The 224-nt window shown below is 37.5% G+C and carries 1 protein-coding gene; it reads left to right on the top strand.

Features of this window, described 5'->3' with window-relative positions; all coding sequences use genetic code 11:
- The coding region (locus LI114_RS14065) for a hypothetical protein (RefSeq protein WP_227221174.1) at positions 1-224 on the top strand (224 nt) is incomplete at both ends.

The following is a 224-nucleotide window of genomic DNA, read 5'->3' as shown; positions in this document are numbered from 1 at the left end:
CAAGCTAATAGTGTGGTTAGTTCGTTTAATACAATTATAAATGGTACCATATCTGATCCTCTGGGCACTCAGTTTAATTATAACGGGACAACAGCTGAACTCAAGAGTGTTGGTAGTAGTGCATTAACATCAACACCTACAGTACAAATGGAAAATAATGAGCTTAATGTTACGGGGATTAATCTTGGGAAGAACCAAGAGATACAGATTCACTATCAGGTGAG

Source organism: Ruminococcus sp. 210702-SL.1.03 (assembly GCF_020559915.1).
GTDB lineage: Bacteria > Bacillota > Clostridia > Oscillospirales > Ruminococcaceae > YE71.
The sequence above is the reverse complement of the archived record's forward strand: the minus strand, read 5'-3'. Positions and strand labels throughout refer to the sequence as shown.